The sequence below is a fragment of the Aeromicrobium sp. IC_218 genome, from assembly GCF_004336805.1.
GTDB lineage: Bacteria > Actinomycetota > Actinomycetes > Propionibacteriales > Nocardioidaceae > Aeromicrobium.
In genome coordinates this window covers 1-25,365 of the sequence record NZ_SJXM01000009.1, presented here as the reverse complement: position 1 = coordinate 25,365, position 25,365 = coordinate 1, and the positions used below count along the sequence as shown (strand labels likewise).

The 25,365-nt window shown below is 73.7% G+C and carries 25 protein-coding genes and 1 tRNA gene; 3 read left to right on the top strand and 23 right to left on the bottom strand.

The annotated features are described in order from the left end of the window. Window positions 1-53: 53 nt before the first annotated feature. Window positions 54-2,495, bottom strand: a complete 2,442-nt coding sequence (locus tag E0W78_RS11220) for an excinuclease ABC subunit UvrA (protein ID WP_131404045.1) — start codon at window positions 2,493-2,495, stop codon at window positions 54-56. A 107-nt stretch (window positions 2,496-2,602) separates the two neighbouring features. Between E0W78_RS11220 and E0W78_RS11215 the strand changes: the two genes are divergently transcribed. The 3 genes from E0W78_RS11215 (at window position 2,603) to E0W78_RS11205 (ending at window position 5,889) form a co-directional block, all read left to right on the top strand. After that, a complete protein-coding gene (locus E0W78_RS11215) occupies window positions 2,603-3,157 on the top strand; it encodes an MSMEG_6728 family protein (RefSeq protein ID WP_207392728.1) in 555 nt (184 codons plus the stop codon). Between the two features lie 131 nt (window positions 3,158-3,288). Next, complete coding sequence (locus E0W78_RS11210) at window positions 3,289-4,524, top strand: hypothetical protein (protein WP_131404044.1); 1,236 nt, start codon at window positions 3,289-3,291, stop codon at window positions 4,522-4,524. 369 nt (window positions 4,525-4,893) lie between these two features. Further along, window positions 4,894-5,889, top strand: coding sequence for a hypothetical protein (locus E0W78_RS11205; protein WP_131404043.1), 996 nt, complete (start codon window positions 4,894-4,896; stop codon window positions 5,887-5,889). A 131-nt stretch (window positions 5,890-6,020) separates the two neighbouring features. Here the strand turns inward: E0W78_RS11205 and E0W78_RS11200 are convergent. The 22 genes from E0W78_RS11200 to E0W78_RS11100 all read right to left on the bottom strand — a co-directional run bounded on the left by E0W78_RS11200 (window position 6,021) and on the right by E0W78_RS11100 (window position 25,198). Then, a tRNA-Pro gene (locus tag E0W78_RS11200) sits at window positions 6,021-6,094 on the bottom strand. Between the two features lie 55 nt (window positions 6,095-6,149). Beyond that, window positions 6,150-7,472, bottom strand: a complete 1,323-nt coding sequence (gene der, locus E0W78_RS11195) for a ribosome biogenesis GTPase Der (protein ID WP_131404042.1) — start codon at window positions 7,470-7,472, stop codon at window positions 6,150-6,152. Next, a complete protein-coding gene (locus E0W78_RS11190; protein ID WP_131404041.1) occupies window positions 7,465-8,169 on the bottom strand; it encodes a lysophospholipid acyltransferase family protein in 705 nt (234 codons plus the stop codon). The genes der and E0W78_RS11190 overlap by 8 nt, the downstream gene beginning before the upstream one ends. Continuing rightward, window positions 8,169-8,816 (bottom strand): (d)CMP kinase, encoded by a 648-nt coding sequence (gene cmk / locus E0W78_RS11185; protein ID WP_131404040.1) that lies wholly within the window; start codon window positions 8,814-8,816, stop codon window positions 8,169-8,171. Before cmk ends, E0W78_RS11190 begins: the two co-directional genes overlap by 1 nt. Before the next feature lie 10 nt (window positions 8,817-8,826). Beyond that, window positions 8,827-9,882 carry a prephenate dehydrogenase gene (locus E0W78_RS11180; protein WP_242686322.1) on the bottom strand — a complete coding sequence of 352 codons (1,056 nt, stop codon included), beginning with the start codon at window positions 9,880-9,882 and terminating at the stop codon, window positions 8,827-8,829. A gap of 88 nt (window positions 9,883-9,970) precedes the next feature. Beyond that, on the bottom strand, window positions 9,971-10,717 hold the full coding sequence (locus E0W78_RS11175) for a pseudouridine synthase (RefSeq protein WP_131404038.1): 747 nt from the start codon (window positions 10,715-10,717) through the stop codon (window positions 9,971-9,973). After that, the gene (gene scpB, locus E0W78_RS11170) at window positions 10,714-11,418 is read right to left on the bottom strand and encodes an SMC-Scp complex subunit ScpB (RefSeq protein WP_131404037.1); all 705 of its coding nucleotides are present in this window, start codon (window positions 11,416-11,418) and stop codon (window positions 10,714-10,716) included. Before scpB ends, E0W78_RS11175 begins: the two co-directional genes overlap by 4 nt. Continuing rightward, window positions 11,415-12,317, bottom strand: a complete 903-nt coding sequence (locus E0W78_RS11165; RefSeq protein WP_131404036.1) for a segregation/condensation protein A — start codon at window positions 12,315-12,317, stop codon at window positions 11,415-11,417. Before E0W78_RS11165 ends, scpB begins: the two co-directional genes overlap by 4 nt. Beyond that, a complete protein-coding gene (locus E0W78_RS11160) occupies window positions 12,314-12,652 on the bottom strand; it encodes a hypothetical protein (protein WP_131404035.1) in 339 nt (112 codons plus the stop codon). Before E0W78_RS11160 ends, E0W78_RS11165 begins: the two co-directional genes overlap by 4 nt. Further along, entirely contained in the window at window positions 12,637-13,482 is an 846-nt protein-coding gene (locus E0W78_RS11155) for a ParA family protein (RefSeq protein ID WP_131404034.1), read from the bottom strand. Before E0W78_RS11155 ends, E0W78_RS11160 begins: the two co-directional genes overlap by 16 nt. Before the next feature lie 46 nt (window positions 13,483-13,528). After that, window positions 13,529-14,452, bottom strand: coding sequence for a site-specific tyrosine recombinase XerD (xerD, locus tag E0W78_RS11150; RefSeq protein WP_131404033.1), 924 nt, complete (start codon window positions 14,450-14,452; stop codon window positions 13,529-13,531). Continuing rightward, a complete protein-coding gene (locus E0W78_RS11145) occupies window positions 14,449-15,075 on the bottom strand; it encodes an NUDIX hydrolase (protein WP_131404032.1) in 627 nt (208 codons plus the stop codon). The genes xerD and E0W78_RS11145 overlap by 4 nt, the downstream gene beginning before the upstream one ends. Beyond that, window positions 15,072-16,748, bottom strand: coding sequence for a CTP synthase (locus E0W78_RS11140; RefSeq protein WP_131404031.1), 1,677 nt, complete (start codon window positions 16,746-16,748; stop codon window positions 15,072-15,074). Before E0W78_RS11140 ends, E0W78_RS11145 begins: the two co-directional genes overlap by 4 nt. A gap of 117 nt (window positions 16,749-16,865) precedes the next feature. Continuing rightward, window positions 16,866-17,741, bottom strand: a complete 876-nt coding sequence (locus E0W78_RS11135; RefSeq protein ID WP_131404030.1) for a copper transporter — start codon at window positions 17,739-17,741, stop codon at window positions 16,866-16,868. Next, window positions 17,738-19,090: a putative cytokinetic ring protein SteA gene (gene steA, locus E0W78_RS11130; RefSeq protein WP_131404029.1), complete on the bottom strand. Its 1,353-nt coding sequence runs from the start codon at window positions 19,088-19,090 to the stop codon at window positions 17,738-17,740. The genes E0W78_RS11135 and steA overlap by 4 nt, the downstream gene beginning before the upstream one ends. 57 nt (window positions 19,091-19,147) lie before the next feature. Next, window positions 19,148-20,827 carry a DNA repair protein RecN gene (recN, locus tag E0W78_RS11125; protein ID WP_131404028.1) on the bottom strand — a complete coding sequence of 560 codons (1,680 nt, stop codon included), beginning with the start codon at window positions 20,825-20,827 and terminating at the stop codon, window positions 19,148-19,150. Beyond that, window positions 20,827-21,738 carry an NAD kinase gene (locus tag E0W78_RS11120; protein ID WP_131404027.1) on the bottom strand — a complete coding sequence of 304 codons (912 nt, stop codon included), beginning with the start codon at window positions 21,736-21,738 and terminating at the stop codon, window positions 20,827-20,829. The genes recN and E0W78_RS11120 overlap by 1 nt, the downstream gene beginning before the upstream one ends. Continuing rightward, window positions 21,735-22,550 (bottom strand): TlyA family RNA methyltransferase, encoded by an 816-nt coding sequence (locus tag E0W78_RS11115; protein ID WP_131404026.1) that lies wholly within the window; start codon window positions 22,548-22,550, stop codon window positions 21,735-21,737. The genes E0W78_RS11120 and E0W78_RS11115 overlap by 4 nt, the downstream gene beginning before the upstream one ends. A 25-nt stretch (window positions 22,551-22,575) precedes the next feature. After that, window positions 22,576-22,731 (bottom strand): hypothetical protein, encoded by a 156-nt coding sequence (locus E0W78_RS16570; RefSeq protein WP_165570481.1) that lies wholly within the window; start codon window positions 22,729-22,731, stop codon window positions 22,576-22,578. Next, a complete protein-coding gene (locus E0W78_RS11110; RefSeq protein WP_242686321.1) occupies window positions 22,728-23,726 on the bottom strand; it encodes an HAD-IIA family hydrolase in 999 nt (332 codons plus the stop codon). The genes E0W78_RS16570 and E0W78_RS11110 overlap by 4 nt, the downstream gene beginning before the upstream one ends. Next, window positions 23,723-24,064, bottom strand: a complete 342-nt coding sequence (locus E0W78_RS11105) for a single-stranded DNA-binding protein (RefSeq protein WP_131404025.1) — start codon at window positions 24,062-24,064, stop codon at window positions 23,723-23,725. The genes E0W78_RS11110 and E0W78_RS11105 overlap by 4 nt, the downstream gene beginning before the upstream one ends. 66 nt (window positions 24,065-24,130) lie before the next feature. Beyond that, window positions 24,131-25,198 (bottom strand): tetratricopeptide repeat protein, encoded by a 1,068-nt coding sequence (locus E0W78_RS11100; RefSeq protein ID WP_131404024.1) that lies wholly within the window; start codon window positions 25,196-25,198, stop codon window positions 24,131-24,133. Between the last annotated feature and the right edge of the window lie 167 nt (window positions 25,199-25,365).

Sequence of the window (25,365 nt, the reverse complement as noted above, 5' to 3'; positions counted from 1 at the left end):
TGTGGCGGTCGCCCTCGGCACAGGGCCGCTCGCGCCGGGACAGCCCGCCCCGGCTACGCCTCCGGACGTTCGAGGGCGCGACGCAGGTAGGGCGCGGTGACGCTGTCGGGGTTCTCGAGCAGGTCGGCCGGCGTCGCCGCGGCGATGACGGTGCCGCCCCGGTCTCCCCCGCCGGGCCCCAGCTCGATCACCCAGTCCGCCGCCGCGATGACCTGCATGTCGTGCTCGACCACCACCACGGTGTCTCCGGCCTCGGTCAGCCGGACGAGCACGCGCACGAGGTCGCGGACGTTCACCGGGTGCAGGCCGCCGGTGGGCTCGTCGAGCACGAAGACGGTGTCGCCACGGCGCGGACGCTGCAGCTCGGTGGCCAGCTTGATGCGCTGGGCCTCGCCGCCGGACAGCTCGGTGGCCGGCTGGCCGAGGGTCAGGTAGCCGAGCCCGACGTCCAGCAGCGTGGTCAGCGAGCGGCTGACCGCGGGCACGTCGGCGAAGAACTCCGCCGCCTCCTGCACGGTCATGGCGAGCACCTGGCCGATGTCGCGCTCGCGGTAGCGCACCTGGAGCGTCTCGGGGTTGTAGCGCGACCCGTGGCAGGTGGGGCAGGTCGAGTAGCTCGTCGGCAGGAAGACGAGCTCGATGGCGATGAACCCCTCCCCCTCGCAGGTCGGGCAGCGGCCGGCCTCGACGTTGAACGAGAAGCGTCCGGCCGACCAGCCGCGGGCCTTCGCCTCGTCGGTGGCGGCGAACAGGCGCCGCACCGCGTCGAACAGACCGGTGTACGTGGCCAGGTTGGAGCGCGGCGAGCGGCCGATCGGCCGCTGGTCGATCTCGACCAGGCGCGGTGCGTCTCGTCCGTCCTCGCCCGCCGCCTGGAGCCGCTCGGCGACCGCGGTGAGCAGGGACGTCTTGCCGGCGCCCGAGACGCCGGTGATCGCGGTCATCACGCCGATCGGCAGGCGCACCGAGACGTCCCGCAGGTTGTGCCGTGACAGGTGGTCGAGCTCGTGCCAGCCGCGCGGCTCGCGGGCGTCCAGGCTCGGCAGCGCGTGGCGTCCGAACATGAACTCGGCGGTGGCGGAGTCCGCGACGTCGGCGAGCGCCTCGGGCGGGCCGCTGTGCACGACGTGCCCGCCGAGCACGCCGGCGCTCGGGCCGACGTCGACCACCCAGTCGGCGTTGCGGGCGATGGAGAGGTCGTGCTCGACCACGAACAGCGAGTTGCCGGTGGCGACGAGCTCGCGCAGCGCCGCGTACAGCGCCTCGGAGTCGGCCGGGTGCAGGCCGGCGGACGGCTCGTCCAGCACGTAGAGCACGCCGAACAGGCCCGAGCGCAGCTGGCCGGCGAGCCGGACGCGCTGCAGCTCCCCGGCCGAGAGCGCGGTGCTCGGCCGGTCCATCGAGAGGTAGCCGAGGCCGAGCCCGATGATCGCCTCGACCCGGGCGCCGAAGTCCTTGACCAGCGAGCGGGCGGCGGTGGACGCGGCGGCGCCGTGCCGGTCGGTGCCGCGGGCCTGCTCGACGAGCCCCTCGTCCAGCAGCCCGCACACCTGCGACAGCGGCATGGCGGTCATGTCGGCGATGTCGATGCCGGCGAACGTCACCGCCAGGGCCTCGGGCGTCAGCCGCTTGCCGTGGCAGGTCGGGCACGGTCCCTCGGCGAGGAACTGCTCGAGCTTGGCCCGCTCGGTGTCGGACTTGGTCTTGGCCAGGTTGCGCATGAGGTACTTCTCGGCCGACTGCCAGGTGCCGTGGTAGCTGCTCTCCTGGCCCTGCTTGTTGCCCTGCAGGAGCATCCGCGGCTCCTCGTCGGTGAACAGCATCCAGGTGCGCTGCTCCTGCGGCAGGGTGCGCCAGGGCGCGAAGCGGTCGATGCCGAGCTTGGTCACCATGCGCCGCACGTTGAGGCCGACCCACGCGCGGGACGCCCACACGCCGATCGCGCCGTCCTCGATGGACAGGTCGGGGTCGGGCACGAGCAGCGCCTCGCTGGTGCTGCGGGCGACACCACTGCCGTGACAGGTCGGGCAGGCGCCGATCGCGGTGTTGGGCGAGAACGCGGACGCCGGCAGGTGCGCGGCGCCCTCGGGGTACGTGCCGGCCCGGCTGTAGAGCAGGCGCAGGACGTCCGACAGCGAGCTCAGCGTGCCGAGCGTGGAGCGAGCACTGGCCGCGCCGCGCGACTGCTGCAGCGCGACGGCGGGCGGCATCCCCTCGATCGTGTCGACCTCCGGGGCACCGACCTGCGACATGAGCCGCCGGGCGTACGGCGCCACGGACTCGAAGTAGCGCCGCTGCGACTCGGCGAACACGGTGCCGAACGCCAGCGACGACTTGCCCGACCCGGAGACGCCGGTGAACGCGACCAGGCAGTCGCGCGGCAGGTCGACGTCGACATCGCGCAGGTTGTGCTCCCGCGCGCCCCGGACCTTGATCCAGCCGGACGACCCCTTCGGCAGGTCGGTGTCGTGCAGGTCGGGCTCACGGTCGGGCATCGCCCCAACCTAGTGGCGGCCGCCGACGTCCGCCCCGCGGAGGTGGCGCACGCAGGCCACCGTGACGCCGGACGATTCATCGGCCGGCTCGTGGGCACAGTCCAGCGGTGCAGACCTTCCTCCCCTACGCCGACTTCGACCGGTCGGCCGGTGTGCTGGACGACAAGCGGCTCGGGAAGCAACGGGTGGAGACCCTCCAGGTCGTCCGCGCGCTGACCCGGACCGACTACGGGTGGAAGAACCACCCGGCCGTCCTCATGTGGAAGGGGTTCGAGGAGGCGCTGGGGCGGTACGGGCTCACCTGCTGCACGGCCTGGACCGACCTCGGGTTCGCCGACACGTGCGCCGCCACCATCGTCACGGACCTGCGGGCGTACGGCGTCGACGCCGTCCGGACCCAGTCCGAGCTCGCGGACGCGGGCGCGCTTCCGCCCTGGCTCGGCGACGAGGCCGTACACCGCAGCCACCGGTCCGCGCTCGTCCGCAAGGACCCCGAGCACTACCGGCCGCTCTTCCCGGACGTCCCCGACGACCTGGACTACGTCTGGCCGGTGCGGTCTGCGGCGGTCGTCGCGGCTGAGCGGCGCAAGGCCGAGAACGCCGAGCGCCGGCGGCTCCGCGCCGAGCAGGCGGACGGTGGTCCCAGCGACGCCCGACGGTGATCCCGATTCGTCCGCCCGAGAGCCCTCTCGTCGGTACGATCGGGCCGGTGCCCGTCGGGGCCGCCCTTCGTCCGTGCTGCGCCTAGCGAACCTGGTGACCGATGCGTCGAACCACTGCGACCGTCCTCCCGTTGGCGGTCCTCGCCGCCCTGTCCATCGTCCCGGCAGCCGCCTCTGCCGCTCCCTCCGCCGCACCGGTCGTCGTGTCGCGGCACGGGCTCCCGGCCGGGTTCACCGCCACCGGCGAGACCTGCGACGGCGTCGTCTCGCCGGCCGTCTACTCGCACCGCCGGTTCACCGACGGGGGATCCTCTTGGGGCGGGCTCGAGATCGGCGCGCCGGGCACGACCGGCATCAACCGGGTGTCGGCCTCGTCCCCCGACCTCCTGAGCGAGCGCACCATGCGCGTCACCGCCTGGAGCCCGAGCGCACGACCGTCGCTCGTCACGGCGAACCTGTCGAACGGTGGGGGCATCACCTACACCGGGCGGGCCGTGATCCCGACGACCTCGGCCCGGGGGTCCTTCGACCTGCTGGCGCTGACCTACGAGTGGACCGGCCACCCGGACGCGCTCCCGGGGGACGAGGCCGACCCGGACGGCACGCCGTTGGGCTCCTGGACCCTCGCCGCGCTCGCGGAGCGGGAGAACTGGGACAACCTCCCCCCGGCGGGCGCGGTGAGCCTCGGCTCCGTCAGCTGCCCGGGTGCCAGCAACCTCAGCCCCGTCGTGGGCGTCGACCGCTGGGCGGTCGGCGACGACCTGGTCGACTTCGAGGCGCCGGTGCCCGACAGCCTGTCCGTCGCGCGTTCGTCGTCCGTCGTCACCTACGGTCGTTCTGCCGTGGTGTCCACCGTCTACCGCGAGGCCGGCACGCCCCGCGCGGGTCGCGCTGTCGAGCTGTGGCGCAGGCGCTCGGGCGAGCCGACCTTCACCCGGACCTCGGTCGTCGTCAGGACCGGTGCCGGTGGCGTCGCTCGCTGGCGGGTGAAGCCCTCCGAGCACACGAGCTACCGGTGGGTCGCACCGGCGGTCGGACGGGACCGTGCCCGTCTCGTGACCTCGGCGGTGAGCGTCCGGGTCCGGCCGAAGGTCTCCCTCCGTCTGGACGACTCGACCGTCCGCAAGGGCACCACCGTCCGCGCCCACGGCCGAGTCGCCCCCGGCGGACGCCAGGTCGTCTCGGTCTACCGCAAGGCGGGCTCCCGCCTGGTCAAGCTCGGCTCGGACGTGGCGGACGCTCGCGGGAACTATCGCGTCAGGTTCACGGCGCGTCGCACCGGCACCTGGCGCGTCGTCACCCGCGTCACGGCGGAGCCGGGCTACTCCCTCGGCCAGTCGAGCACCCGGACGCTCAGGGTTCGTTGAGCCTGCGGTGGGTCAGGGCCGCCCTTGCGGGGCGTCGCATGACGCGCCCGCGCCGGCCTGCCCTCCCCCGCCGCATGCCGCTGGCGCCGGCCCGGCGCAGGCCCGGCTCATGCCTCGACCGAGCGCGTCCGCCCCCGTCGCGCCGTGAGGTGCTGCGGCCCGCACGTGCTGGTCAGGGCATGAGGAAGGAGTTAGAGTCCGATCTCGTCTGGTTGCGGACAGCACAGAAGGCAGGGTCCTATGTCTCGCCTCATCAGTGGAATGCTCGTCACGGCCATGGTGGCCGGCGGACTCGTCCTCGCTGCGGCATCGGGGGGTGCCCCGGCACAGGCGGCGGCCAAGCCTCCCGCTGCTTCGCACCTCAAGGTCGTGCAGCGCACCGACCACCGTCTGGCGGTGCAGTTCGCGGTCCCGGCGGCCTTCTACCGCCCTGGTGCGGGCAGCGTCGTACGCCTGACCGCCGGACGCACCCCGGCGGCGTCGCCCAGCAAGGGATACGCCGTGGCTACGGACGGCCGCCACGTCGCCCGCACGGCTGCTACCTCGCCCCTCGTGGCGAACACGTACTACACGTTCGCGGTATGGATCCGTCATCGCGGCGTCTACTCCAAGCGGATCACGATCACCACCCGCACGCGGCCCGACACCACCCGGCCCAACCCGGTCACCGGTCTCACGGCGAAGGCGTCCATCGGCGATGGGTCGGGACAGGTCACGCTGACGTGGACCGGCGACCACACCGACCGGATGGGCTACGTGCGGATCGTACGCAACGTCGACCCGACCACCACCGGAGGCGAGGTGGTGGCGGCCCGGCTTCCGGCCGGCACCGAGAGCTGGACCGACACCAAGATCGGCCCGCGGGCGTGGAGCGAGGATGCAGGGTGGCCCGGGCCGGGTAACCCTGGGTTCAACCGACTCACCTACTACTACTTCGTCATCGAGCGTGACCAGGCCGGCAACTTCTCCCGTTCCTACGCCAACACCTCGACCGTGCTCGGCTCCCAGCGTCTCAGCGGCACGGTCACCTTCGCCCCTGGCGATGGCGGCCAGCGCACCGTCTCGGCGTTTGCGGGACGTCCTGGCGCGCTGAAGCTGGTGGGTGCCTTCGCTGCTCGACCAGACTTCTTCAACGGGTCTTTCCAATTCGACGTGCCGCCGGGGCTCTACACCGTCTGCGACTCGAGCAACATCCCCGGCCCTGACGGACAGGACGCCACCGGCAGCTGCTGGGTGGTGCGCCAGGACGGGACGCCCGGGACGGTGCCGTACCCCGGAACCAGCGTCTCCCAGGTGCCGACCCCGTCCATCGACGTCACCCGGGGCGACTACACGGCCATACGATTCACCGCCAACGCCGACTGAGACCCGACCTGCCTCCGCCTTGCCGACCAGCCCGTCCGCCCCAGGCTCGCGAAGGCGGCTGGGCAGCGGGCGAACCACGCAGGAGGCAACGACGAAGGGTCCCTCACCGGTGGTGAGAGACCCTTCCGTTGTCGGGCTGACAGGATTTGAACCTGCGACCCCTTGACCCCCAGTCAAGTGCGCTACCAAGCTGCGCTACAGCCCGTGACAACGTCCAGAAGCCTACCGCACTCCCCCGGACGTCCTCGACGCGGGATCCCCTATCGCTTGCGGGTCTCGCGCGGACGCTGCTGGATGTGGATCGGCGAGCCGACGAAGCCGAACTCCTCGCGCAGGCGACGCTCCACGAAGCGCAGGTACGACGCCTCGAGCTTGCCGCGCGTGAACAGCACGAACGTCGGCGGCGCGGTCGACGCCTGCGTGCCGTAGATGATCTTGGCCTGCTTGCCGCCACGGATCGGGTGCGGGTGCTCGGCGACCAGACGGCCCAGGAACGCGTTCAGCTGGCCGGTCGGGACGCGCGTCTCCCAGCCCTCGATCGCGGCGTCCAGCGCCCGGACGAGCCGGTCGACGTGCCAGCCGGTGCGGGCCGCGACGTTGATGCGCGGCGCCCACGGCACCTGGACGAGGTCGCGCTCGATCTCACGGTCCAGGTAGTAGCGGCGCTCCTCGTCGACGAGGTCCCACTTGTTGAACGCCAGCACCAGCGCGCGGCCGGCCTCGCGGATCGTGTTGATGATGCGCAGGTCCTGGTCCGAGAGCGGCTCGCTCGCGTCCACCACCATGACCGCCACCTCGGCGCGGTCGATCGCGGTGTTGGTGCGCAGGCTCGCGTAGTACTCGTGGCCCGACGCCTCCTTGACCCGGCGGCGCACTCCGGCGGTGTCGATGAAGTGCCACTCGCGGCCGCCGAGCTCGATGATCTCGTCGACCGGGTCGACGGTGGTGCCGGCGACGTCGGAGACGACGACACGGTTCTCCCCCGCCAGCTTGTTCAGCAGGCTGGACTTGCCGACGTTCGGCTTGCCGACGATGGCGACGCGGCGCGGGCCCTCGATCTTGTCGAAGTCCTCCGGCGGCGCCTCGGGCAGCGCGTCGAGCACGGCGTCGAGCAGGTCGCCCGAGCCGCGTCCGTGCAGCGCCGAGACCGGGTAGGGCTGGCCGAGGCCCAGGGCCCACAGCGAGGACGACTCGTTCTCCGCGCGCTGGTCGTCGACCTTGTTGGCCGCGAGCAGCACCGGCTTCTTGGCCGCGCGCAGGATGCGGACGACGGCCTCGTCGGCGTCGGTGATGCCGACGTTGGCGTCGACGACGAACAGCACCGCGTCCGCGGCCGCGATGGCCAGCTCGGCCTGGGCGGCGATCAGCTCGGCCATGCCGCGGGCGTCGGGGTCCCAGCCGCCGGTGTCGACGACGGTGAACTCGCGTCCGTTCCAGGTCGCCTCGTAGGCGACCCGGTCACGCGTGACGCCGGGGACGTCCTCGACGACCGCCTCGCGCCGGCCGATGATGCGGTTGACCAGCGTGGACTTGCCCACGTTCGGCCGGCCGATGACGGCGAGAACGGGCAGTTGGTCATACATGGGTGTCTCCTGGGGGCAAAGGTCCGGGCAGCGCGACCTCGCTGACCTCTGCGGACTTCTCGACGTGTACGCGCAGCTCCTGCTGGAGCCGCCCCGCAAGCGTACGCACCTCACCCCGAGCGCGCGGCCACGGGCGTCGTTCGACGGCGATCGGCCGGCCGTAGAACAGCTCGATGCGCGCGCCCTTGTCCGGCTTCGCGTCGCCCGGCTGACCGGCCTGACGGGTGCCGAAGATGGCGACGGGGACGACCGGGGCGCCGGTGACCAGGGCCAGGTAGGCCATGCCGTCCTTGACGTGGGCCACGTCGCCGGCGCCGCGCGTCCCCTCCGGGAACACGGCCACGGCGTGCTGCGCCTCGAGCGCGGCGACCGCCTTGCGCACGGCGGCGGCGTCGTTCTCGTCACGACGGACGCTGATCTGCCCGGCCAGGCGCAGCAGCGCGCCGCTGCGACCCTCGAACTGCTCGGCCTTGACCAGCGCGTGCGCCGGGCGCGGCGTGCACGCGATGAGCAGCGGGCCGTCCAGCCAGCCGGAGTGGTTGGCCGCGAAGATCACCGGTCCGTCGGCCGGCACGTGCTCGGTGCCGTGCTGGTGCAGGTCGTAGCGCGAGCCCAGCCAGCGTCCGACCGTCGCGCGCAGCACCGTGAGCCCGGCGTGGCCGGGCGCGCTGTACGTCTTCTCCCCCGAGTCCGTCATCACGGCACCATCGCGACGACGCGGTCGACGACCTCGTCGAGGGTGAGGAACGTGCTGTCGACCTCGACCGCGCCATCGGCCCGCACCAGCGGGGACGTCTCGCGGCTGGAGTCGATGCGGTCGCGGGCCAGCAGCGACGCCTTGGTCGCCTCGGCGTCCGCGTGCCCCTCCTCGGCGGCGCGGCGGGCGGCGCGCGCGGCCGGGTCGGCGACCAGGTACACCTTCACCTGCGCGTCCGGCGCCACGGTGGACGCGATGTCGCGACCCTCCACGACGATGCCCTCGGACGCGGCGATGATGCTGCGCTGCAGCCCGACCATGCGGGTGCGCACGTCCGGCACGGTGGCCACGGGGCTCACCGCGGCGTTGACCGCGTCGGAGCGGATCGGCTCGCTGACGTCGACGCCGTCGACCGCGATGGCCGGCTTGAGCGGGTCGGTGCCGGGCTCGATGCTGATCGTCGCCGCGACGCGTGCCACCGCCTCGGGGTCGTGCGGGTCGGCGCCGCGCTCGAGCACCGCCCAGGTCACGGCGCGGTACATCGCGCCGGTGTCGAGGTAGTCCAGGCCGAGCCGCGCCGCGACGGCGCGGGACGTGCTGGACTTGCCCGACCCGGAGGGTCCGTCGAGGGCGATCACCAAGGTCATGCAGCGGTTCCTATCGGTATGCGATCCAGCCGCGCTCGGCGAGCGCGGCGACCAGGACGTCCCCGAGACCCGGCGCGACCGCGATCTCGGCGAGGCCCACGGGACGTCCCAGGTCGTGGTCCAGCCGGAGGTCCTCGATGTTGACCCCCGACTGTCCCGTGTCGGTCATGAGGCGCGACAGCTCGCCGGGGCGGTCGGCGACCTGCACCCGGACGGTGTCCAGGGTCGACGGCGCGTCGCCGTGCTTGCCCGGGATGAGCCGGGTGCCTTGACGGCCGGACTCCAGCACCTCGCCCAGCGTGTCGCCGTCGGCGACGTCGAGCGCCGCGATGACGCGGTCGAGGTCGGCGCGGACGTCCTTGAGCACGGCGCCGACGTCGCGGGCGTTGTTGCTGAGGATGTCGATCCACAGGCTCATGTCGCTGCCGGCGATGCGGGTGACGTCGCGCAGGCCCGGGCCCGACAGCGCGAGGTGGTTCTCGGCCGCGTCGTTGAGCCGAGCGGCGGTGAGCGTCGACATCACCTGGGGCACGTGCGAGACGACCGCGACGGCCCGGTCGTGCGCCGAGGCGTCCATGATGATCGGCACGGCGCCCAGGTTCAGGGCCAGGTCGACCACGGCGTCCAGGGCGCCGGGCAGCGTCTGCGTGGTGGGCGTGACCGCCCACGGACGCCCCTCGAACAGCTGCGCGGACGCCGCGGTCGGGCCGCTGCGCTCGCTGCCGGCCATGGGGTGCCCGCCCGCGTAGCGCTCGGCACCGGGCACGTCGGCCAGGGTCTGCTGCAGGAGCGACTTCACGCTGGTGACGTCGGTGACCAGCGCCTCGGGCCAGCGGGCCAGGGCGTCGGTGACGACGCCGGGCGCCACGGCCGGGGGCACGGCGACCACGACGAGTCCCGGCACGACCGCTTCGTCGACGGGCACGCCCGCGCCGAGCGCGACGGCCTGCTCCAGGTGCTTCTCGGACGCGTCGGCCAGGACGACCTCGACGCCGCGCCCGCGCAGGGCGAGCGCCACCGAGGTGCCGATGAGCCCGCACCCCACGACGAGAACGGGTTCAGGCACGCTCTGGCTCACCGGCGAGCCTCCGTCGGAAGAACAGGGTACGGACGCGCGCCGGCGAGAATCCTCATCGTTCTCTCGCTGCGCTCGTTCACAGGCCCACGCTATCGAAGAGCTCCCCGCGCTCCTCGGCGGTGAGGTCGCGCGTCGCGCCCGGCCGCAGCTGTCCGAGCCGCACCGGGCCGAACGCGGTGCGGGTCAGCTCGCGCACCGGGTGGCCGACCTCGGCGAGCATGCGCCGCACGATGCGGTTGCGGCCGATGTGCACGTCCAGCTCGACGAGCGTGCGGTCGTCCTGGCGGTCGCGGACGGTGAACCGGTCGGCCTTCGCCGGGCCGTCCTCGAGCTCGATCCCGTCGACCAGGCGACGGCCCGCGGCGTCCTTCATGCGTCCCTCGACGAGGGCGACGTAGGTCTTGGTCACCTCGTACGACGGGTGGGCCAGCCGGTGGGCGGCCTCGCCGTCGTTGGTGAGCAGCAGCAGCCCGGACGTGTCGGTGTCGAGCCGCCCGACGTGGAACAGCCGCTCCTCGCGGCCCTTCAGCACGCCGGCCAGGTCGGGACGCCCGCGCTCGTCGGCCATGGACGTCACGACGCCACGCGGCTTGTTCAGCACCAGGTAGGTGTGCTCGGTGGGCGGCAGCAGGCGCTTGCCGTCGACCCGGACGATGGCCGTGGCCGGGTCGATGCGGGTGCCCATGAGGGTGACGACCTCGCCGTCGACCTCCACGCGGCCCTCGAGCATCAGCTCCTCGCACTTGCGCCGGCTCGCGACCCCGGACTGCGCCAGGTACTTCTGCAGCCGGACGCCCTCGGCGCCCTCGGTCCCCTCGGTCACTGCTTCTCACCCTCCGGTGCGTCGTCGAGCCCGGGCGCCTGCGCGTCCGCGGCCTCGGCGGGTGCCGCCGGGGCGGGCGCGGCCAGCGCGCTGAGCTCGTCCTCCATGTCGTCCATCTCGGGCAGGTACGGCGCCAGCTCGGGCAGCTCGTCGAGGCTGTCCAGCCCCATGCGCTCGAGGAAGTACGCCGACGTGCCGTACAGCACCGCGCCGGTCTCGGGGTCGTTCCCGACCTCCTCGACGAAGCCGCGCGTCACCAGGGTGCGCATGACGCCGTCGACGTTGACGCCGCGGATCGCCGAGACGCGCGAGCGGCTCACCGGCTGGCGGTAGGCCACGACGGCCATCGTCTCCAGCGCCGCCTGGGTGAGCCGGGCCTGCTGGCCGTCGAGCACGAAGCGCTCGACCGCCGGCGCGAACGCCTCACGCGTGTAGAAGCGCCAGCCGCCCGCGACGCGGCGCAGCTCGAAGCCGCGGCCCTGCTCGTCGTACTCGGCGGCCAGACGGGCGAGCGCCTGCTCGACGTCGGCCGGCGGGTGGCCGACGGCCTGCGCCAGCGTGAGGTGGTCGAGCGCCTGGTCGGCGACCATGAGCACCGCCTCCAGGGCGGGCTCGAGGTCGAGCAGCCCGAGCTCGAGCTCGTCGGTGCCCTGCAGCGGCAGGGTCGCCTCGGCCGCGGTGTCGGGAGTCGTGTCGCTCATCGGTCTTCCTCGGTCGGGACGCTATCGGCGTCCTCGGGCAGCGGGTACGTGTCGCCGGGCTCCACCTCGGTGCCGGCCGGGACGTCGAACTCGTCGCCGACGTCGATGTCGCCCTCGTCCGAGCCGGTCCAGCGCAGGTGCAGGTCGCCCAGCGGGGTGGCCTGGTCGAACGACAGCGCCCCCTCGCGGAACAGCTCCAGCACGGCCAGGAACCGCGCCACGCGGGTGATCACGTCCGGCGCGTCGGCCACGAGCGCGCGGAACGTCGTCTGCTGCTCACGGCGCAGCCGGTCGACGAGCAGGTGGGCCTGCTCGCGGACGCTCACGCTCGGCGCGTGCAGGTGGGCCAGCGAGATGACCGGCGCCTGCTTGGGCTCCATGGCGCGGGCCGCGAGCTGCGCCAGGTCGTCGGGCCCGACGGTGAGCAGCACCTCGGGCAGCAGCGACGCGAAGCGCGGCTCCAGGCCGACCGAGCGCGGGTAGCGACGGCCCTGCGTGGCCAGCCGCTCGGCCATGACGCCGGCGACCTGCTTGAACGCGCGGTACTGCAGCAGGCGGGCGAACAGCAGGTCACGCGCCTCGAGCAGCGCGAGGTCCTCCTCGTCGTCCACGTCGCCCTGCGGGAGCAGGCGCGCGGCCTTGAGGTCGAGCAGCGTGGCCGCGACGACCAGGAACTGCGTCGTCTCCTCCAGGTCGCCGTCCATCTGCTTGATGTAGGTGATGAACTCGCTCGTCACCGTGGCCAGCGACACCTCGGTGATGTCCAGCTTGTGCCGCGAGATGAGCTGCAGCAGCAGGTCGAAGGGACCCTCGAAGGAGTCCAGGACGACCGAGAACCCCGAGGTGGGCGCGGTCTCGTCGGCACCGGGCGCCTGCGTCGCGGGCCCGGCGGTGCTCATCGCTCGTCCAGCTCTCGGGCGACGTCGCTGCCCAGGCCGCGGGCGTCGAGGTCGCGCAGCGCGACGGCGAGCGCGGCCCGCACGAGCCGGCCGCGGTCGACGGTGCGGCCGAGCTCGGAGCGCAGCCGCAGCCGCGCCTGCTCGATCTCGAGCAGCTCGGCGGACGTGACGTAGACCGTCATCTTCTCGTCGTGCTTGACCCGTCCGCTGGTGCGGGCCGGGGCGGCCGGCTCCGGGGCGGCCTCGGGCTCGGCCGGCGCAGCACCGTCGCGTGGCTTGGGCGTCGTCGGGCGGAAGAGCTCGTCGGCGCCCGGCATGCTCACGCGGCGGGGCACCGGACCAGCACCTCCCGGGCGAGCTGGCGGTACGCGTCGGCACCCGGCGACTTCGAGGCGTACTCGGTGATCGGCTCGCCGGCGACGGTCGAGTCGGAGAACTTCACCGTGCGGCGGATCACCGTGTGGAAGACCGCGTCGCCCCAGCCCTGGACGAGCGTCTGCAGCACCTCGCGGCCGTGCAGCGTCCGGCCGTCGTACATCGTGCCGAGCAGGCCGATGATCTCCAGGTCGGGGTTGGTACGCTCGCGCACCTTCTCGATCGTCTCCTTGAGCAGCGCCACGCCGCGCAGCGCGAAGTACTCGCACTCCAGCGGGATGATGACGCCGTCGGAGGCGGTGAGGGCGTTGACGGTCAGCAGGCCCAGCGACGGCTGGCAGTCGATGAGGATGACGTCGTACTCGTCACGGGCGTCACGGAGCACGCGCAGCAGCGCCTGCTCGCGGCCGACCTCGCTGACCAGGCGCATCTCGGCGGCCGACAGGTCGATGTTGGCCGGCACCAGGTCCAGGTTCGGCACCGTCGTCTTGAGCCGGACGTCCTCGAGCTTCACGTCGCGGTCCATGAGCGCGTGGTAGATGCTCAGGTCCAGCTCGTGGGCGTTGAAGCCCAGGCCGACGGTCATCGAGCCCTGCGGGTCGAAGTCGACGAGCAGCACCTTGCGTCCGTCCTCGACCAGCGCGGCGCCCAGGTTGATGGTGGTCGTCGTCTTGCCGACGCCACCCTTCTGGTTGCACATCGCGATGATCGTCGCCTTGCCCGGCGTCGGAGGCGAGGGCTCCGGGAACGACGGCAACGGCCGCCCGGTGGGTCCCAGCTCCTGAGTCATGCACGTCCTTCGGGTCGCGGGCGGAGGTTTCGCGTCACTCTACAACTCAGCGTCGCGCCCTTGGGTGAGCCGTCGCGTAAACCTCGCGGAGCCGGTCGACGGTCACCAGCGTGTAGATCTGCGTGGTCGTCACCGAGGCGTGGCCGAGCAGGTCCTGGACGACGCGGACGTCCGCTCCCCCGTCGAGCAGGTGGGTCGCGAACGAGTGCCGCAGCGTGTGCGGGGACACCTCCGCGGTGACGCCGGCGGCGCGAGCGGCCCGGCTCAGCACCGCCCAGGCGCTCTGCCGCGACAACCGCCCGCCGCGCGCGTTGAGGAACACCGCCGGGGTGTGGGCACCGGCGCGCACGAGCGCCGGGCGGGACGCCGTGAGGTAGTCGCCGAGGGCGGTGAGCGCGTACGAGCCGAGCGGGACGATGCGCTGCTTGCCGCCCTTGCCGCGCAGCAGCACCGAGCCGTCCTCGAGGTCGAGGTCGTCGATGTCCAGGCCGACCGCCTCGGAGATGCGCGCACCGGTGCCGTACAGCACCTCGAGCAGCGCGCGGTCGCGGGCGGCGAGCACGGTGCCGGGTGCCCCGGCCGCCTCGAGGATCGCCTCGACGTCCGACAGCGGCAGCGCCTTCGGGAGCCGCTTGACCGGCGCCGGCGGCTTGACCGCGGCGGTGACGTCGACGGTGACGACGCCCTCGCGCAGCAAGAACTTGTGGAAGCCGCGCACGCCGACGATCGTCCGGGCGGTGCTGGCCGGCCCGAGCGGCGCGTGGTCGTCGTCGCCGGTGCGCAGCGCGGCCAGGAAGCCCAGCACGTGCGCCTCGGTGACGTCAGCGGGGTCGCCGACCCCCTGGGCGTCCAGGTGAGCCGTGTAGCGGCTCAGGTCGCGCCGGTAGGACGCGATGGTGTTGGCGGCCAGGCCGCGCTCCACCGAGAGGTGGCTCAGGTAGTCCGCGACCGCGCGGGCCAGCGTGCTCACCGACGGTCCGTGCGCCCCAGACCGCGCGCGTGCGCGGCCAGCACCCCCGCCACCGTCATCGAGTCCGCGACCCGGCCGTCCAGGACGGCCTCGACCGCCTGCTCGAGCGGCACCCACAGCTGCCGGATCTCGGCCTCCTCGGCCTCGCGCTCGAACCGGTCGGCCTCGTCGACCGCGCTGAGCCCGGTGGCCACGAAGACCTCCCAGCGCTCGCTGGAGTAGCCCGGCGACGCGTACGGCGCGACGAGCGCGCTCCACTGCTCGGCGGTCAGGTCGGCCTCCTCGCGCAGCTCGCGACGGGCGGCGTCGACCGAGGGCTCCCCCTCGACGTCCAGCGTCCCGGCGGGCAGCTCGAGCAGGCGGCCCTTCACCGCGTGGCGGTACTGCTCGACGAGCAGCACGCGGCCCTCGTCGTCCAGGGCGACGACACCCACGGCGCCGTGCGGCTTGACCACGACGCGGTCGACCCGGTCGCCCGTGGGCGTCTCGACCGTGTCCAGGCAGACCCGCAGGTACGCGCTGGCGTACTTGTTCTCCTTGGCCACCACCGGCCAGGACGCCGGACGGTCGCGCAGCTGGGCGCCGTCGACGACCTCGCCGGGCAGCGACGGGTGGGCGGTCATGCCTCGACGACGGCGTCGGCCTCGACCGGCAGCAGCAGCTCGCGCTGACGGGCGACGGCCGCGCCGACCAGGCCGGCGAAGAGCGGGTGCGGACGGGTCGGGCGCGAGCGCAGCTCGGGGTGGGCCTGCGTGGCGACGTAGTACGGGTGCACGTCGCGCGGCAGCTCGACGAACTCGACCAGGTCGAGCTCGGGGTTCAGGCCGGTGAACACCAGGCCGGCCGCCTCGAGCTGGTCGCGGTAGGCGTTGTTGACCTCGAAGCGGTGGCGGTGGCGCTCCTCGATGTGCTCCGCGCCGTAGGCCTCGGCCACGATGCTGCCGGCCTTCAGGTCGGCCGGGTACAGGCCCAGGCGCATCGTGCCGCCCAGGTCGCCGGCACCGTCGACGATGCTCTTCTGCTCGGCCATCGTGGCGATGACCGGCGAGGTGGTGGCGGCGTCGAACTCGGTGGAGCTGGCGTCGGTGATGCCGGCCTCGACCCGGGCGTACTCGATCACCATGCACTGCAGGCCCAGGCACAGGCCGAGCGTCGGGATGCCGTTCTTGCGGGCGTACGTGAGGGCGCCGATCTTGCCCTCGATGCCGCGGATGCCGAAGCCGCCGGGCACGCAGACCGCGTCGACGTCGCCCAGGTGCTGGGCGGCGCCGGCCGGGGTGGCGCACTCGTCGGAGGGCACCCAGCGCAGGTTCACGCGGGCCTCGTGGGCGAAGCCGCCGGCGCGCAGCGCCTCGGAGACCGACAGGTAGGCGTCGGGCAGGTCGATGTACTTGCCGACCAGCGCGACGGTGACCTCCTCGACCGGCTGGTGCACCCGGCGCAGCAGCTCGTCCCACTGCTTCCAGTCGACGTCGCGGAAGGGCAGGTCGAGGCGACGGACGACGTAGGCGTCCAGGCCCTCGGCGTGCAGCACCTTCGGGATGTCGTAGATCGACGGGGCGTCGGCGCAGGTGATGACGGCCTCGGAGTCGACGTCGCACATGAGCGCGATCTTGTCCTTGACGCCCGGGGTCAGCGCGCGGTCCGAGCGGCACACGATCGCGTCGGGCTGGATGCCGATGGAGCGCAGCGCGGCGACCGAGTGCTGGGTCGGCTTGGTCTTGAGCTCCTTGGAGGGGCCGATGTAGGGCACCAGGGAGACGTGGATGAAGAACGCGTTGCCGCGGCCGACGTCGTGGCGCACCTGACGGGCCGACTCCAGGAACGGCTGGCTCTCGATGTCACCGACCGTGCCGCCGATCTCGTGGATGACCACGTCGACGTCCGGGCCGCCCATCGAGAGCATCCGGTCCTTGATCTCGTTGGTGATGTGCGGGATGACCTGCACCGTGTCACCCAGGTAGTCGCCGCGGCGCTCGCGCGCGATCACGTCGGAGTAGACCTGGCCGGTGGTGACGTTCGCGCGGCCGACGAGGTCCTCGTCGAGGAAGCGCTCGTAGTGGCCGATGTCCAGGTCGGTCTCGGCGCCGTCGTTGGTGACGAACACCTCGCCGTGCTGGAACGGGTTCATCGTGCCCGGGTCGACGTTCAGGTACGGGTCGAGCTTCTGCATCGTGACCCGCAGCCCGCGCGACTTCAGCAGGCGTCCGAGGCTGGAGGCGGTCAGGCCCTTGCCGAGGGACGAGGCAACGCCGCCCGTGACGAAGACGTGCTTGGTGGGCGTGTTGGTTGCCAAGGTGACTCCCGTGGTCGTGATGAGCGGATGATCAGGGCTCGTCGCGGGCTCACGCCTGCGTCTCCTCCACGGGACTCCAGCCTATCAACACCCCGGCCGTCGCCGGAAGCGACACGCTCAGGGACGCACCGCCGAGGCGTCGTCACCCGTGCCGTAGCTGCCCGTGCGGCCCTCGAGCTCGCCGGCGGCCACCTCGACCGTCACGTACGCGCCGGCCGTGGCGTCCAGGCCGTCGAACGTCGAGACGCCCTCGGCCTTGCCGGCGCGGCGCAGCTCGTGCAGCAGCCCGCCCTCGAAGCCGGCCGCCTCGGGGGCGGTCAGGACGACACCGGTCGCGGCGGCGTCCCAGGCCTCGAGCAGGCCGCCGAGCACCTCGGCGCGGCCGCTCTCGTCGGCGTCGCGCTGCGGCCCGCCGACCAGGACGACCAGGTCGGCCCGGGTCTCGGGCTCCTGCACCTGGTCGACCAGGCCGGCCGTGGTGACGACCGTGCGGATCGTGCTCGCCGGCGCGTCCGCGGCGCCCGTGCCGGTGTAGGCCCGGGCGAGCACGGCACCGACGCGGGTGTAGACGTCCTCGGAGGCCGGGACGTCCTTGACGCCCTTGGCCGCCTCCTCGGCGACGCTCTCGGCGTACTGGCGCTCGGCCGGGTCGAGCAGGCGGGCGCTGAAGCCGATACGTCCGGCGTAGGTGGCACCGGCGGCCCGCAGCGCGTCGGCGAGCCGGTCGGCGTCGCCGTCCGCGGCGCCGGGCAGCGTGACGACGAGCGCCGAACGTCCCTCGAGCGTGCCGGCCACGAGCTTCGTCCCCGCCTCGTCGACGAACGCCGACTCGACCGGGTCGGTGTCGGGTGCGGGCTTGTCCTTGGCGTCGGACTGGGCGGCCGGGCGGACGCTGTCGACCTCGTCCAGCGGACCGACCCCGAGCGCGACGCCGGCGGCCAGGCCGACGGCGACGAGCGAGCCGCCCACGACGGCGGTGCGGACGCGGCTCATGCGAACCACCCCCGGACGTCGTCGGCGCGGGCCCCGATCCAGTCACCCAGGGCCTCGTACCAGTCCTGGCCCACGGGGGTCGTGGCGATGGCCGCGGCCACGGCCACGACCGCCACGATCACGAGCAGCACGAGCGGCCAGGTGCTGGCGCGCTGGCGGTAGAACGCGCCGAGCGCCTTGGCGTCCACGACGCGCGAGCCGGCACGGACGCGCGAGAGCAGCGCGGTGGCCGCCTCGCTCGGCCCGGGCTCGAGCACGGCGCGCAGGTCCGGGGCGGCACCGGCGACGACGACCAGGCTGGCCTCGTTGGTGTCGGCGAGCAGGATCGCAAGGTCCTCGCTGGAGCCGACGCCGGGGAACAGCGTCGCGTCGACCGCGAGCCGCTCGAGCCGGTCCAGCGGCGGGAGCGCGGCGGTGGCGGTGGTGACGACGACCTCCTGGGCCGACGTCAGCGCGCGGTCGGAGAGCTCGTCGAGCGGGCCGACGACGACCTCGGGCGTGTGCCCGGCCTCGAGCAGCGCGTCGGCACCCGCGCCGGCGCCGACCAGCACCGGACGGTACGAGCGGATGTAGCGGCGCAGCCCGGCCAGGTCGTCGGACCAGTCGTGGGCGCGGCTGACGACCAGGTACGGACGTCCGCGGCGTGACACGTCCAGGTACGGGATGGCGGAGCCGTCGAGCAGCAGCTCGTGCTCGCGCTGGAGGTGGTCGGCGGCGTTGGCCGACAGGGCCGAGAGCTGGGTGCGCAGGGCCTGCTCGGCGGCGCCGTGACGCTCGCGCAGGTCCTCGACGTGGAGCACGGTGCCCTTCGCGACCTGCTTGCTGCCCTTGTGCACCGCGCCGTCGACGACGCGCACGGTGTCGCCGTTCTTGAGGTTCCAGCCGTCGGGCCCGACCGCGTCGACCAGCACGACGCCGGCGCGGGCCAGCACGAGCGGGCCGTTGTTCGGCAGGTGCTCGGAGACCGAGGCGGCGACGTTCACGACCACCGCGACACCGCGGTCGACGAGGTCCTCGGCGCGCCGGCGGTCCAGGTCGGGGTGCTCGATGACGACGACGTCGCCGGGACCGACCTTGTCGCCCAGGACGCGGTGGTCGCGCTCGAGCCGCACCGTGCCGGTGATGCCGCGGTCGGCCTCGGACGGCTCGGGCTCGCGCACCCGCGGCGGGGTGGACGCGATGGTCGGGGTGGGACGGGCCGGCTCGGCCGCGGGCACCTCACCGACCGTGTCGTCGGTGACGGTGCCGGTCGAGGCGGCAGGCTCGTCGCGGGTCTCGTCGGCAGTCGCGGTGAGGTCGTCGGCGGCGTCGGCCGGGACGTCCTCGGACTTGCGGTGGCGGATCTTCATCCCCGCCATCGTCGCACGCAGGGCCCGTGATTCCGGGGCGCGCGCCGGGCGTGTCCGCTACTCGCGTGCGAGGTCGAGCAGCTCGCGGGCGTGCGCCTGCGCCGCGGCCGAGTCGTCCTGACCGGCCAGCATCCGTGCCAGCTCGTCGACCCGCTCGTCTCCCTGCAGCACCACCACGGCGCTGCGGGTGACCACCCCGTCGTCGTCCTTCTGCACGTGGAAGTGGTGGTCGGCGAACGCGGCCACCTGCGGCAGGTGGGTGACGGCCAGCACCTGCGAGCGCCGGGCCAGCCGGGCGAGCCGTCGGCCCACCTCGACCGCGGCACGTCCGCCGATGCCGGCGTCGACCTCGTCGAAGACCAGCGTCGGCACGTCGCGCGCGTCGACCAGCACGACCTCGAGCGCGAGCATGAGTCGCGAGAGCTCACCGCCGCTGGCGCCGCGGTGGAGCGGACGCGGCTCGGCCCCGTTGTTGGCCGCGAACAGCATCTCGACCTGGTCGGCACCGCTGGCGCCGAGGCGGCCGTCGGGACGCGGACGCACCTGCACCGTCAGCCGCGCGTGCGGCATGGCCAGCGCGGACAGCTCGTCCTGCACGCGCGCGGACAGCTCGACGCCGGCCTGCTCCCGAACCGTCGTCATGCGGCCGGCGAGCTCGCGGGCCTGCTTCTCCAGCTCGCGCTGCTCGCCCTCGAGCCGTCCGACGACCTGCTCGTCGTCGAGCTCCTCGACGGCGGCGGCGGACTCCTCGCGCCAGGCCAGCACGTCGGCGAGCGTGGGGCCGTACTTGCGCAGCAGCGCGATGATCGCGGCGCGACGCTCCTGCACCGCGGCCAGCCGGGCCGGGTCCATCTCGACCGACGAGGCGTACGAGCTCAGCTCCAGACCGAGGTCGTCCAGCTCGATCGCGACCTCGCGGAGCCGCGCGGTGAGCGCGTCGAGGGCGGGGTCCTGGCCGGACGCCTCGTCGAGCGCGGCCTGCGCGCCGGCGACGTACGCCCGGGCTCCCCCGTCGGGCTCGCCCACCAGCCCCTCGTGCGCGGTGAGCGCCGCGCGGACGAGCGACTCGGCATGGGCCAGCCGGTTCTCCTCGGCCTGCAGCTGCTCGTCCTCGCCGTCCTGCGGCTCGACGGCGTCGATCTCGGCCAGGCCGAAGCGACGCAGGTCGAGCTCGCGGGCCCGGGCCTGGGCGTCCTCGCGGATGCGGGCGAGCCGCTGGGTGACCTCGAGCAGCCGGGCGTGGACCGGGCGGTACGCGTCGAGCAGCTCGGTCAGCGGCGCCCCGGCGAACCCGTCGAGGGCGGCCCGCTGCTCGGCGGCCTGCAGCAGCCGGTGCTGGTCGGACTGGCCGTGCACCGCGACCAGCTCGTCGGTGACGGTGGTCAGCAGCGCGGCCGGGGCCGCCGCTCCCCCGACGTACGCCCGCGAGCGTCCCTGGGCGGACAGCACGCGACCCAGCACGAGCGTGCCGTCGTCGACCGAGCCGCCGGCCTCCTGGACCTGGTCGCCGAGCGCCGAGCCGGCGGGCAGCTCGACCGTGGCCTCGACGCGGGCCTGGCCGCTGCCGTGGCGCACGAGACCGGAGTCGGCACGGGCGCCGCGCAGCAGGCCGAGCGCGGTCACGACCATGGTCTTGCCCGCACCGGTCTCACCGGTGATGACCGTGAAGCCCTCGCCGAGCTCGAGCTCGGCCTCGTCGATGACGCCCAGCGAGGACAGGCGGATGTGCTGCCACATCAGGCCCCATCTCCCCGGCGCTGCTCGGCCGCCCCGCGCCACCCGGCGACCGGCAGGTCGAACTTGCGGACGAGCCGCTCGGCGAAGCTGGCGTGGCGCAGACGCGCGAGCCGCACCGGCTGGCGGCCGCGGCGGACCACGACGCGGGCCCCGGGCGGCAGGTCGGCGGCCCGCCGACCGTCGCACCACAGCACGCCGGTCGCGGCCGTGCCGACGATCTCGATCGCGAGCACCGAGTCCGGTGACACCACGAGCGGACGCGCGAAGAGCGCGTGGGCGCTGATCGGCACCATGAGCAGCGCCTCGACCTGTGGCCAGACGACCGGGCCTCCGGCGCTGAAGTTGTAGGCGGTCGAGCCGGTGGGGGTCGCGCACACGACACCGTCGCAGCCCCAGCGGGAGACCGGCTGGTCGTCGATCGCCACGACGAGCTCGAGCATCCGCTCGCGCGACGCCTTCTCCACGGTGGCCTCGTTGAGCGCCCAGTTGCGGGCGACGACCCGGCCGTCGACCTCCACCTCGACCTCGACGGTGAGGCGCTCCTCGACGGCGTAGTCGCGGGCGATGACCCGCTGCGTGACCGCGTGGACCTCCTCGACGTCGGCCTCGGCCAGGAACCCGACGTGCCCGAGGTTGACGCCGAGCACCGGGGTGCCGACGCCGTGGCACAGCTCGGCGGCACGCAGGATCGTCCCGTCGCCCCCGAGCACGACGGCGAGCTCGCAGCCCTCGGCCGCCTCGTGACCCTCGGGCACGACGACGGCCTTGGGGATGTCCAGGTCGCGGGCGTCCGGCTCCACCAGACGGACAGTGATGCCGGCGTCGCACAGGTCGGCGGCGAAGTCGCTGGCCACCCGCCGGGCGTCCTCGCGCCCGGCGTGCACCACCAGCAGGATGCTGCGGTCGGTCATGCGCGCTCCTTCAGCGGGCCGTCGGCGACGACGCGCTCGGCCTGCTCGTAGGTGGGCCGGCCGGCGTCGGTGCGCAGCCAGCAGAAGTACTCGACGTTCCCCGCGGGACCGGGCAGCGGGCTCGGCGCGAGGTGCCGGGTGCCCCAGCCGAGCTCGAACGCCGACTCGCAGACCCGCTGCACGGCGTCGGCGTGGAGCACGGGGTCGCGGACGACGCCCTTCTTGCCCAGGTTCTCCTTGCCGACCTCGAACTGCGGCTTGATCATCAGCACGACGTCGCCGTCGGGCCGGCAGCAGCGGGTGAGGGCGGGCATGACGATCGTCAGCGAGATGAACGACAGGTCCGACACCACGAGGTCGACCTGGCCGCCCAGGGTCTCGGGCTCCAGGGTGCGGACGTTCGTCCGGTCGTGCACGTGGACGCGCGGGTCGTTCTGCAGCGCCCAGACCAGCTGGCCGTAGCCGACGTCGACGGCCTCGACGGACTCGACGCCCTTGCTGAGCAGCACGTCGGTGAACCCGCCGGTCGAGGCGCCGGCGTCGAGGCAGCGCCGCCCGGACACGTCCAGACCGAGCGGCTCGAACACCTCCAGCGCACCGAGCAGCTTGTAGGCGCCGCGGGACGCCCAGCTCGGGCCGGTGGCCTCCCGGACGACGATCGCCTGGTCGGTGGTGACGCCGGTGGCCGGCTTCGTCGCCACCGCTCCCCCGACGCTGACCAGTCCCTGCTCGACCAGGGTGCTGGCGTGCTCGCGCGAGCGGGCGAGCCCGCGCCGCACCAGCTCGGCGTCCAGCCTCAGCCGCCGGGTCACGCGGTGCGCTCCGTGTCGCGGACGCTCATGCGTCGTGCGCGCCGGCCAGGACCTCGCGCATGGCGTGGTGGATCTCGTCGAAGACCGGCGGGTGCTGGTCGACCGGACGCTCGTCGAGCGCGTCCAGCCCACGCACGGCGGCGTCCAGGCGGGCCAGCCCGGTCTCGTGGTCAGCGCTCATGGCGTCATCATCCCATCGAGCCGCACCCGCCGACCGGACCCGTCGCGACACGCCCAGGCCAGGGCCACGGCGGCCCGCAGCCCGTGGAGCTCCTCGCCCCCGCTCACCTCGACCCGGTCGCCGTCGAGCCGCACCTCGGCGTCGGCGCAGCGCGCCCGCTCGCCGTCGACCGTCACCTCCGGATGCGCCACCAGGAGGCCACGCAGGTCGGGGGCCACGAATGACGGCCGGAGGTCGCCCTCGGCGTCGGCGATCGTCTGCGCGTCGCTGAGACCGGTGAGCACGGCCAGGCTCGGGACGCCGACGTTCGCGGCGCCGCGGATGTCGGTGTCGAGCCGGTCGCCGACCATGAGCGGCGACGTTCCGTCGCACCGGGCGATGGTCGACCGCAGGAGCGGCGGCTCGGGCTTGCCGGCCACGGTCGGGTCGACACCGGTCACCTGCTGCACCAGCGACACCAGCGAGCCGTTGCCCGGGGCGACGCCGCGGGCGGTCGGGACGGTGAGGTCGAGGTTGCTCGCGTAGTACCGGGCCCCGGCGGCCACGGCGTAGGTCGCCTCGGCCAGGTCGCGCCAGGCGACGTCCGGGTGGAAGCCCTGGACGACGGCGACCGGGTCGTCGTCGGCCGAGCCGACCGCCACCAGGCCGGCGGCGGCAAGCGGCTCACGCAGGCCGGGGCCCCCGACCACCAGCACGCGGGAGCCCGACGGCAGGTCGGCCGCGATGAGGTCGACGACCGCCTGCGCGGCCGTCACGACGTCGTCGGGGCCCACATCCGGCACGCCGAGGTCGGCGAGGTGCTGGGCCGCCGCCGCGGCGGTGCGCGAGGCGTTGTTGGTGACGTAGGCCAGGCGTGTGCCGGCGGTGCGGGCCCGCTCGAGGGCGTCCACGGCGTGCGGCACGGGATCAGGGCCCCGGTAGACCACGCCGTCGAGGTCGAGCATCACGAGGTCGTGCTGCTCGACGAGCGGCACCGGGCAGCTGGACAACGTCACGCGCTCGATCGTACCGACGCGTCGGCGACCGGCTCGACGAGCGCCGCGTCGACGCTGACCCAGCTGGTCGGGGCCCCACCGGACCGGCTGAACCGGCGACGGAGCTCGCCGCTCACGCGGACCGTGGCGCCCGGCTCGAGCTTGAGCACACGACGCCGCAGCTTGGCCGGCCAGACGCTGCACTCGAAGGTGTCGACGGTCTGCTTGGAGCGACGCCGCGCGGCGGCCGAGCGCGGGACGACGAGCCGGAACGAGACCAGCTCGTCGCCGCTGGGCAGGGTGAGGGCGGAGGGCGCCACGCTGAGGCGCCCGACGAGGGTGACGGTGTTGGTGTCCATGCCGTCACCCTCGTCGTCGGCTCCGACGGCCCCGATCGGGTCCGGAGCCGCCTGTGGACGACGCGCTCAGTCGTCCTTGACGGTGGACAACGCGGCGAGACGCTCCTCGGCGTCGGTCTCCTTGTTGCCGTCGACGGCGACCGTGCGGTGGAACCACTCGATGGCATCGTCGGTGCGGCCGAGGGCGAGCAGCGTGTCGGCGTAGGCGTAGCGCAGGCGAGCGACCCAGGACGAGCGGGCGCGGCTGTTGAGCGGCTCGACCTCCAGCACGCGCAGCGCGGCCTCGGGCTGGCCCATGTCACGGCGGGCGCCGGCGACGACGATCGCGAGCTCGACCGAGCCCGCCTCGTCCAGCTGCTTGCGCACCTCGGGGGCGTCCATCTTCACGGCCTTCTCCGGACGGCCGAGGGCACGCTCGCAGTCGGCCATCATCGGCGTGTAGTACAGCTGGCCGTTCATCCGCTTCGCGGCGCGGAACTCACCGAGCGCCTCGGAGAACTTGCCCGCGGCGTAGGCGACCTCGCCGACGGCCTCGCGCACGAGGGCGACGCGCTGGGCGCGGGCTCGCGCGGCCAGCGCGTGCTGGTAGGCGGTCTCGGGATCCTCGTCGACCAGCAGGCCCGCCATCACCAGGTGACGGGCGACGCGATCGGCCAGCTTGTCCGGCAGGCCCTGCAGCGCGCGCATCGCGTGCTTGTCGAGCTCGGCGGCCGTGACCTCCTCGGGGATCGGCGGGCCGTCGTAGACCTTCTGGTCGGTGGTGCGGTCCTCGCGGTCACGACCGCGGTCGGGGCGGGCACCGCGCTGGGGCGGACGTCCGCCACGCGACTGCGGGCCACCGCGACGGTCGTCGCGGCGGTCGTCACGACGGTCGTCACGACGATCGTCGCGTCCACGACCCGATCCGGCGGAACCGCCGCGACCCGCGGGCGCGCCGTCGCGACGGGGCTTGCCGTCACCGGACCGGCCGCCGCCGGCGGGACGTCCACCGCTGCTGCTGGGGCGTCCGCCGCCGGGCTTGCCGCCGCCCGATCCGGGCTTGCCGCCGCCCGATCCGGGCTTGCCGCCTCCGGGCTTGCCGTTGCGGCGCGGTCCGCCCGAGCCGCCACCGCGAGGGGTGCGTCCGTCAGCCATGAGTCAGGTCCTTCGTTCTCGAGTTCGTGAAGTTCAGCGTAAATGGCTGCGAGGCCGCCCCGGTGTGTTGGGGCGGCCTCGCGCACTAGAAATTGTCCGGCGACGTCCTACTCTCCCACCCCCTCCCGGGGGCAGTACCATCGGCGCTGAGAGGCTTAACTTCCGGG

What these genes read in the sequence shown, in the direction of transcription:
- cmk (WP_131404040.1), bottom strand. Translation starts at nt 8,816, where the DNA reads ATGACCTTGGTGATCGCCCTCGACGGACCCTCCGGGTCGGGCAAGTCC.
- der (WP_131404042.1), bottom strand. Translation starts at nt 7,472, where the DNA reads ATGTATGACCAACTGCCCGTTCTCGCCGTCATCGGCCGGCCGAACGTG.
- E0W78_RS11155 (WP_131404034.1), bottom strand. Translation starts at nt 13,482, where the DNA reads ATGACTCAGGAGCTGGGACCCACCGGGCGGCCGTTGCCGTCGTTCCCG.
- recN (WP_131404028.1), bottom strand. Translation starts at nt 20,827, where the DNA reads ATGTGGCAGCACATCCGCCTGTCCTCGCTGGGCGTCATCGACGAGGCC.
- scpB (WP_131404037.1), bottom strand. Translation starts at nt 11,418, where the DNA reads ATGAGCGACACGACTCCCGACACCGCGGCCGAGGCGACCCTGCCGCTG.
- steA (WP_131404029.1), bottom strand. Translation starts at nt 19,090, where the DNA reads ATGAAGATCCGCCACCGCAAGTCCGAGGACGTCCCGGCCGACGCCGCC.
- E0W78_RS11120 (WP_131404027.1), bottom strand. Translation starts at nt 21,738, where the DNA reads ATGACCGACCGCAGCATCCTGCTGGTGGTGCACGCCGGGCGCGAGGAC.
- E0W78_RS11220 (WP_131404045.1), bottom strand. Translation starts at nt 2,495, where the DNA reads ATGCCCGACCGTGAGCCCGACCTGCACGACACCGACCTGCCGAAGGGG.
- E0W78_RS11105 (WP_131404025.1), bottom strand. Translation starts at nt 24,064, where the DNA reads ATGGACACCAACACCGTCACCCTCGTCGGGCGCCTCAGCGTGGCGCCC.
- E0W78_RS11165 (WP_131404036.1), bottom strand. Translation starts at nt 12,317, where the DNA reads ATGAGCACCGCCGGGCCCGCGACGCAGGCGCCCGGTGCCGACGAGACC.
- E0W78_RS16570 (WP_165570481.1), bottom strand. Translation starts at nt 22,731, where the DNA reads ATGAGCGCTGACCACGAGACCGGGCTGGCCCGCCTGGACGCCGCCGTG.
- E0W78_RS11100 (WP_131404024.1), bottom strand. Translation starts at nt 25,198, where the DNA reads ATGGCTGACGGACGCACCCCTCGCGGTGGCGGCTCGGGCGGACCGCGC.
- E0W78_RS11145 (WP_131404032.1), bottom strand. Translation starts at nt 15,075, where the DNA reads ATGACCGCCCACCCGTCGCTGCCCGGCGAGGTCGTCGACGGCGCCCAG.
- E0W78_RS11135 (WP_131404030.1), bottom strand. Translation starts at nt 17,741, where the DNA reads ATGAGCCGCGTCCGCACCGCCGTCGTGGGCGGCTCGCTCGTCGCCGTC.
- E0W78_RS11190 (WP_131404041.1), bottom strand. Translation starts at nt 8,169, where the DNA reads ATGACGGACTCGGGGGAGAAGACGTACAGCGCGCCCGGCCACGCCGGG.